Here is a 7403-nt window from a genome sequence, read left to right as displayed (position 1 = left end):
AAATCCTTATCTGGTAAGAGACTTAATTGATTAGTTTGCTCTAGAGCAAAAACAATTGACAAAAATCGCTAAATGCCTTTCTATGTAAGGGTTCCATCCCTTATAACCCCCGTCCATTGCATAACACAAACCGAAGAGCCAATTTTTTGTACTCGTCACAGTAATTGTAACACATACTTTCCAAAGAAAAAAGTTTTTCTGCTTTCAACTTAGCCAGGGAAACTTTGTCTTTAATTTCATCTAACATAAGTATTTTGTTGTTCAAGTCGTCTATATCATCAAGCTGAAAAAAAGTCACTTCATTTTCTCGAAAGATTTCCCTAAATGTCGGAATATCAGAACAGATAATCGGAATTTCTAAATTAGCTGCTTCCACTAGAGCTAAACCAAATCCTTCCGAGCGAGATGGAAAAACAAAAACGTCAATATTAATCGCGGTTTCCCAGGGATTTTCTCGATAGCCTGTAAAAACACATCTTTGGGCAACTCCTAGTTTTTCTGCCAAGAGTTCCAATCGATTAATGTCTTGAGATGTTCCCCCTATTGCTATCAGATGGTACAGGGTATTTTTCTGTAACACTTGTATAATTTGCTCCACTCCTTTTCTTTTATTTAGGATAGAAACTGTACCTATGACAATTTTATCTCCAGTTTTTCCATCACTCTCTTTGATTGTCTTTATACTGTCATCCATTTTTTTTATTCCATTGTAAATTACAGTGGTATTTTTATAGCCAAGTCCTTGATAGTATCTTTCCATTGTCTGACTTATGCAAATTGCTAAATCTAATTTTCGGCAGGCTAGGTTCCATAAATTTCCCCATATATAACCTAGTAGAGAGCCTTTGTCGTATCTGAGTTCATCGACGTGATAGCCATGAATGGTTGTAATCTTTATGCCTTTAATCTTATGGTAATTAATGGCAAGGTACAGATCGGGTTTTAATCCATGGGAGTGGACTATATCGTAATTTTTTAACTCCTGACAAAAACCGTTGAAACTTATTCTTTGAACAGGAGCATTAAAGCTGAGGCATTTTTCTTGAGCATTAGTTTCACTAAAGTAGAATACCTTCACCTCATGCTCAGGATAAAGACTATTAGACAGCCACAGAGGTATTCTCGTTAATCCACTATCTTTGAGACGAGGAATAATATAAGCGATTTTCATATATCGTATTTGCTCTCAACTTTTATTATCTATCTTCACTGCCATTATGCTGGACTATTTTTGACAAATGTAGTGATTCGCAGTTGTCGCTTAATATATCGCATTATTACTACTGCCAAAGAGAGCAATAATTCTAGTTTTGACTGCCTTAAAACTTCCTTTCTAGCTCTAAATTCTTCCCGCAATGCTAATTTTATATCTGAGGAGCGACCACCCAGTAAAAATTCAGCAGTGGCATAATCAAATTGTTTGGGTTTTGATAATTGAGTGAACCTGAGCCAAAGATGGTAATCCATAGCACATTTATAATTATTGTCAAACCCATTTACTTCTTCTATCAAAGCTCGTTCAGAAAAAACAGTCGAATGGGGAATTGTATTTACTATGTGAAGTAGTTTTTGACTAAATTTAGGAGGACAGAAGCAACCCACTATAGTATCGTCTGTATGACTTCTCAATAGTTGATTACCGAAACACCATCGCCAGCCTTCTGAATTATAAGATGAAACCACTGACGACAGGGTTGTGTCAGCAGCAAATTTATCCCCTGCATGTAAGTGATTAATTAGAATTCCTGTTGCTAAACTTATCCCTTTATTCATAGCGTCAGAAATTCCTGCATCTGGTTCGCTTACCCAATAATCAATTACTTCCTCATACTTGCGTATAATATCAACTGTACCGTCCGTGGAACCTCCGTCTATGATGATATATTCCACGTTATCATAAGTCTGGCTAATCACACTCTGAATTGTCTGCTCTAAGTGCTTTTCTCCATTAAAAACTACCGTTATAATAGTAACCAAAGGAACTGTAAATTTTTCCGATAACTCACTTGTCTCCCCGTAGGAGTGCTTGAAATATCCCTTTGTTCTCAACCCCCCTTCTCCCTTACGTTCTGGATTTGGTGGAGATAATATGGGATATTGTAGGGGATCAGAAGTGAGCTTGCGAGTCGTGGAAAAGTTATGATTAAGATTAATTATTTTCATGATTGTTTGGAAGCGAGTAATCTTTAAGCAATCATCCAGAAAGAACCAGGTAATCGTTCTTCATTATAAGCATTGATATTATCAAGAAATACGGAACTCTTGTAATAAGATACCATAGATAAGGATGCCAAAACTTGAAACTTTTTGTTAAATTGTAGAAAAGTCTCTAGAAAGTATTGCTCGTTCCAGTATCGTGATTCTTTGAGATTCCATTCGATGGGATAATCATAGGGAAAAAATATATCGTGAATATGAACTAAGACTCCTGTTTTTAAACGGGGATAAACTTGAAGAAATTCAAACTCCACATCACTGCCAGACTTGAATACATGACTGGAATCAACGAACAGAATATCATTGGTTTGCAGGGATTCAAAAACAGACAAATCTACGGCTTCTACTTTCTGGGTAAGCAAACTAAATTCTAGAAAATCTTTACTAACATTAGCAAAGTCTTTTAAAAAATCTTGAGGATAAGGCTCGATCGAGATCAGTTGTGATTTTTGGGAATTTTCTATAAAATTCATTTTTAAAGCTGCGGCGATAATTTTAGTGCTACCACCTGAGCCAATTTCAATTATCCGAGACGGCTTTTTTTCTCTGACCATAGCATAGAGGACTTCTGCATCGCCACTAATGAGAGCAGAAGTATCTTCGGAATAACCAAATGCTGAAAAAATTTCTTTATTGTTAAATTCTAAAGCATATTTTTCTAGTAAATATTTAACCAGTTCAGTTTGCTTGTCTAGATGCCATTCAATTGAGCTAAGAGGCCTTTCTTTGCCCGCGTATGTCATAATTTCCTGACGGTTGGGTATCGGCTGATAAAAATGGTCAGTAATTAGGGTGTAGCCAATATTTCTTAAGAGGGGATTGAATATTTTTCTGGCCAGGGCAAATTTAATATTTTTTCTACCCTGTTCGGTTTGCATACGGTTAAGTAATTTATTCAACATTGTCAACCTTTACACTACTAATATTTACTGTCATGTTTTGTCGTCAAAGCCAACTGGGAACTGGCCTCCTTGATCAAACTATTACTAGCTGGTTGTTGCCTATTAAATCTTGACAAAATACTGATGCGGCAGCCTGTCACCGATAATGGGCAATTTAATTAACCGACCAGTTCAAGACCCGATTCAATAGGTATATTGGGTACATCTTAGCTGATGATCGACTTCTTGTAAAGAAAAATTTTAACCAGCTAACACCAGAAAGCGAACAAGAGTTTTCTAAGGTTATTGGTTGTCCATGCTTGATATTCCTATCCTATTAGCTTTCTGGAGAGTCATTGTACTTTGGCCGGTCAACATCTAGATTTATTCTGGCAAATCCCCAAAACGCTCTCGATAGCGTTGGAGCAATGCTTCTAAATCCTCAGCCCGCATTCTTTCCTGTTCAGCCCGCATTCTCTCTTGTTCAGCCCGCATTCTCTCTTGTTCAGTTAGCTCTGACTCCGTGGGCAGTAAATCGCCGGCAAAAGTCGCCCAACGCAGCCAAACTGCCTCAACTCCCTTATACTCCCCTTGCCAGCGTACCAAAGCTAACCCTAGCCTTTGACTGAAAAATCTTTCTCCCATCTCTAGAGATAATGGCTCGTAGTTGCCGTCTCTAAGGATAAAACCCGCCCAGTCTTCAGGATTAAAGGGATCGTACCAGAAATATTCTGGTACTCGCAAGCGGTCTTGATAGATGGCTTTCTTTTCAGTTTTATCCTGTTGAGCGGTACTTTCAGAAAGGAGTTCGATAACCACATCGGGAGCTTTCCCCTCTTGCCAAACCACCCAACTTTTTCTTTCCGCTTTGGGAACCCCCAGGACAGCAAAGAAATCGGGACCGCGAAATTCCTCGTTTTTTAACTGTGCGGCGCTGAAATAAACGAACATATTGCCGCCTACATAGCCATCTTCCCTAGCAGCTAACCAGGGTAACAAGGTATCTATGAGTATATCCATCTGGAGTTTATGTCGTTGGGTTTCCATGGGAACGCCGTCATCGCAGGGCAATTCATCTTGGGTGGGCAGTGAAAGTCGAGAAGGGGCAATAGTTGAAGTCATCGGAGCTACGCTGGTGATTAGACTTAAGGAGCTTTTTCCTCTAGCACTAGGGAAAATTTTTACTGACTAGAATTTCAGATGGGGGCAAAATATCACAGTAGTTATAGCCTTCTTCCAGGAGAGTAGAGTTTTTTTAAGCACATATTATAGGCTTGAGCTGCCTTCAATTTTTGGTACAGCAAAGGACTCTTTTCTCTACAAGACTGTTGTAGTTGCTGAAACTCGGCTTCACCCTTTTTCAGATAGGCATTGACAAGCTCTCGATTGGCCAGATAAAAAGCGATCGCGCCATAAACCTGTTCGAGGGAAAGGAGTGGAAAATTTTGGGCAATGCTTTCGGGCGATTCTCCGTTCAAGAAAGAATAGACAACTGAATCAAGGGAGATACGAGTTCCTTCAATCCAATATTCTTCTTCTCGTTGCTCGATGTACTGCTTTGTTGGGATAGAGGCTAATTTCATAGGAGCAATGTTGCTGTTTAGCTAAAAGGATAAGAAATCGCACTACCAAGTAGGAATATCATTGCTATGACTAAGGTATAGATTTTTGGCGATGTCTATTGCTCTTGCTCAAGATATCGCTATATAACTCTAAATATTTTTCTGCCTGTAACTCCCAAGTAAATTGCTGCTCCACTTTTTGCCTTGCCCGAATGCACAATTGGTTATACCTTTCTGTATCTTCTAATACCCAATTAATTCCCCGTGCCAAGTCTTCCACCTCGAAGGGTTTGGCCAGATAACCATTCTCTTGATGTTCGATCATATCAGGCATTCCACCAATTTTAAAGGCCACAGAGGGAGTGGCACAGGCGAGAGCTTCCATGACTGTATTGGGAAGATTATCCTCAATTGAGGGAGCAACAAAAATATCGGCGGCGGCATAGACTAAAGCTAGGGAAATATCATCATTTAATCTGCCTAAATAATGGGTTTTCAGTCCAAAATCAGGCGGATTAATCGGTTCAGAGGCACCGAAGACCACTAACTCTAATTTATGCTGCCATATTTCCCCCTGACTAAGTTTTTTTATGGCAGGCAGCAGCAGATGAAACCCTTTTCGGTTATCGCTTGTTGCCGTCATAGCACCGAAGAGAATAAGCTGTTTATCTTGGGGTAATCCTAAGAGATGGCGAGCAGTGTTTTTCTCGATTGGTTTATACTTTTGAATATCTAAGCCATTGGCAATTACTTCTATCCGTAAATCCTGAAATAGAGAACTATTTCTAGCGCAATCTGCTAACCATTGACTGGGGGTAACAATAGTCAGATTGAGATTTTTCCAAGCTTTGGCTTTTCGCCACCAAACCCAACGAGAAATGTCCCCATCTTGCTGACTTTTTAATTGGGGACAATGACCACAGGATTGAGTATATTTATTGCATTCTCCACTGTAATGACAACCACCCGTAAAAGGCCACATATCGTGAGCCGTCCAAACAAGAGGTTGCTTAAATTTGGCTAGGGTTTCAATTTGTAAAAACCCGGCATTAATCCAGTGTAAGTTAATAATATCTGGACTAATTTGGGCTACTCTAGAAACAAGGCGATCGGGAAGCCATTGGATAGAATAAGGTGTTCTCTCTCTTTGAGAATATAATGACAAGGGCAAGTGATCAACCGCAGGTATTAGCTTTGTCCACCCCTTCATTAATTTACTTGCTGGCGATAAAACAGTATAGTCATCAGTCGTTTTATCATTAACTAGCATAGTCGCTGCTACACTGATCCGATGTAACCCTTTATGCAGACGATGAGCGGCTATAAAAGCCCCTCCTTGACCATCAGAATTACTTAGTAAACATACTTTCATAATTTAAATAACATCTTTTCTATTTACATAGTTTTCCTTATTCTAAGAGCGGTATTTATCAAAGTCAATAAAGTTAATGTTACGGATATCAAGACTTTAATTTTCAACTAATACGGCGGTTACTCTATCCATCTGGCACAGACAAATCCTTATTGGATAAGCCTTTCGGCGTGAAAAATGTACCAGAACAAACATGAATCCGCCGTAACACTCTGAAACTTTTAGTTTAAAAAAAGCCAAGGATCGTTGAATTACAGAGGAAATTCCCAGTCAGATAAAACTTCTGCTAGAATATGATCGAGTTTATCCACTGTATCTGGATGTAACTTTTCTAGATATTGACCAGTTTTACCAGAACGCTGATGTTTCATAACCTCTATCTTTTGAACTGGGTTAGCTTTTGTCGTTAATCGAGCAATTTCTTCTTGAGAAGGATTTAATTCTAAAAATTCGGCAATTCTCTCAATAAATTCTGGGGTTTGAGCCGTGAAAAAGTCATATTTTAAATAAATAGAGTTTTGAGCAGTATCTCGAAGATGCTTGTATTTATTGTACAAAGGTACTACCCAAGTCTTCGATTCTTCCAGAACATATTGATCTATCCCCTGTTCTTGTAGTCTTTTCCTTCTTTCAAGAAACTCCTTCCTACTAATATCGTTCAGAGGTTCAGGATGGGTAAAAGCAAAGGAAAAATAAGCAGAGATAAGCACGTCTCTTGGATCTCTGAGAAAGAAAATATTTTTAAACTTATCTCTACCGGGAAAATCCAAAGGAACTCTTTGCGGCCCATATATTTTACCATGAAGAGAATAAAGGTCGCTGTAGGATTTTTCTAGGAAATTTTGGAGACAATCGATGTGAGGAGTGCCTAAATTAAATTTATTTCCCAAATGCCAGATGGCTCCAGCATAGTCCACCAATTCATAATCAGAATTTTTCAAGATTACACTAAATAATTGAGGCACAAAACTCGAAGCGCATTTATGAGTGGTGTAAAAGATAGCCGATTTGGGGTTTTCCGTATTTTTATAAACACTGATAATTTTTTTCTGCAATGTGACACTGTGAATTTTTGTCACAATTTTATGAGATAATTTGCTCAATAACATTACGAATAGCTCAAAAGCGTATATGATTTACAGATATAATAACACATAATTTATACTTTTGGAATGCCTATTGTAGGAAAATCCAAGTATAATTCAGATGATATTCTATTGGATACACAGGGGGAGCATCTCACCTTTGCAATGAGCATAAATACTTAGTGGAAAAATAGGCTTTTCGAGGGTAATTCTTGTTTTAATTCTCCATGTACGCAGTCTTTAAAAGCCTCTATTTCGTTCCAAGACACGATTAAGAGTGGCTTTT

Annotated in this window: 7 protein-coding genes; all 7 read right to left on the bottom strand. The window is 38.4% G+C overall.

From position 1 onward, the window contains the following. Nucleotides 1-100: 100 nt before the first annotated feature. The gene (locus PX482_RS12690; RefSeq protein WP_288094792.1) at nucleotides 101-1171 is read right to left on the bottom strand and encodes a glycosyltransferase family 4 protein; all 1071 of its coding nucleotides are present in this window, start codon (nucleotides 1169-1171) and stop codon (nucleotides 101-103) included. 44 nt (nucleotides 1172-1215) lie between these two features. Continuing rightward, complete coding sequence (locus PX482_RS12685; protein WP_002758871.1) at nucleotides 1216-2163, bottom strand: glycosyltransferase family 2 protein; 948 nt, start codon at nucleotides 2161-2163, stop codon at nucleotides 1216-1218. Between the two features lie 23 nt (nucleotides 2164-2186). Further along, nucleotides 2187-3119 (bottom strand): class I SAM-dependent methyltransferase, encoded by a 933-nt coding sequence (locus tag PX482_RS12680; protein ID WP_002758869.1) that lies wholly within the window; start codon nucleotides 3117-3119, stop codon nucleotides 2187-2189. 363 nt (nucleotides 3120-3482) lie between these two features. Beyond that, nucleotides 3483-4220 carry a Uma2 family endonuclease gene (locus PX482_RS12675; RefSeq protein ID WP_002758868.1) on the bottom strand — a complete coding sequence of 246 codons (738 nt, stop codon included), beginning with the start codon at nucleotides 4218-4220 and terminating at the stop codon, nucleotides 3483-3485. A gap of 101 nt (nucleotides 4221-4321) precedes the next feature. Further along, a complete protein-coding gene (locus PX482_RS12670) occupies nucleotides 4322-4681 on the bottom strand; it encodes a DUF433 domain-containing protein (RefSeq protein ID WP_288023352.1) in 360 nt (119 codons plus the stop codon). Nucleotides 4682-4751: 70 nt separating this feature from the next. Further along, on the bottom strand, nucleotides 4752-6032 hold the full coding sequence (locus PX482_RS12665) for a glycosyltransferase family 4 protein (protein WP_288023350.1): 1281 nt from the start codon (nucleotides 6030-6032) through the stop codon (nucleotides 4752-4754). Between the two features lie 251 nt (nucleotides 6033-6283). Beyond that, the gene (locus PX482_RS12660) at nucleotides 6284-7111 is read right to left on the bottom strand and encodes a sulfotransferase domain-containing protein (protein WP_223210613.1); all 828 of its coding nucleotides are present in this window, start codon (nucleotides 7109-7111) and stop codon (nucleotides 6284-6286) included. Nucleotides 7112-7403: the final 292 nt, after the last annotated feature.

It is taken from the genome of Microcystis sp. M53602_WE12 (assembly GCF_030065455.1).
GTDB lineage: Bacteria > Cyanobacteriota > Cyanobacteriia > Cyanobacteriales > Microcystaceae > Microcystis > Microcystis aeruginosa.
Note: the sequence above shows the minus strand (reverse complement) of the source record. Positions and strands in the feature narration are given on the sequence as shown.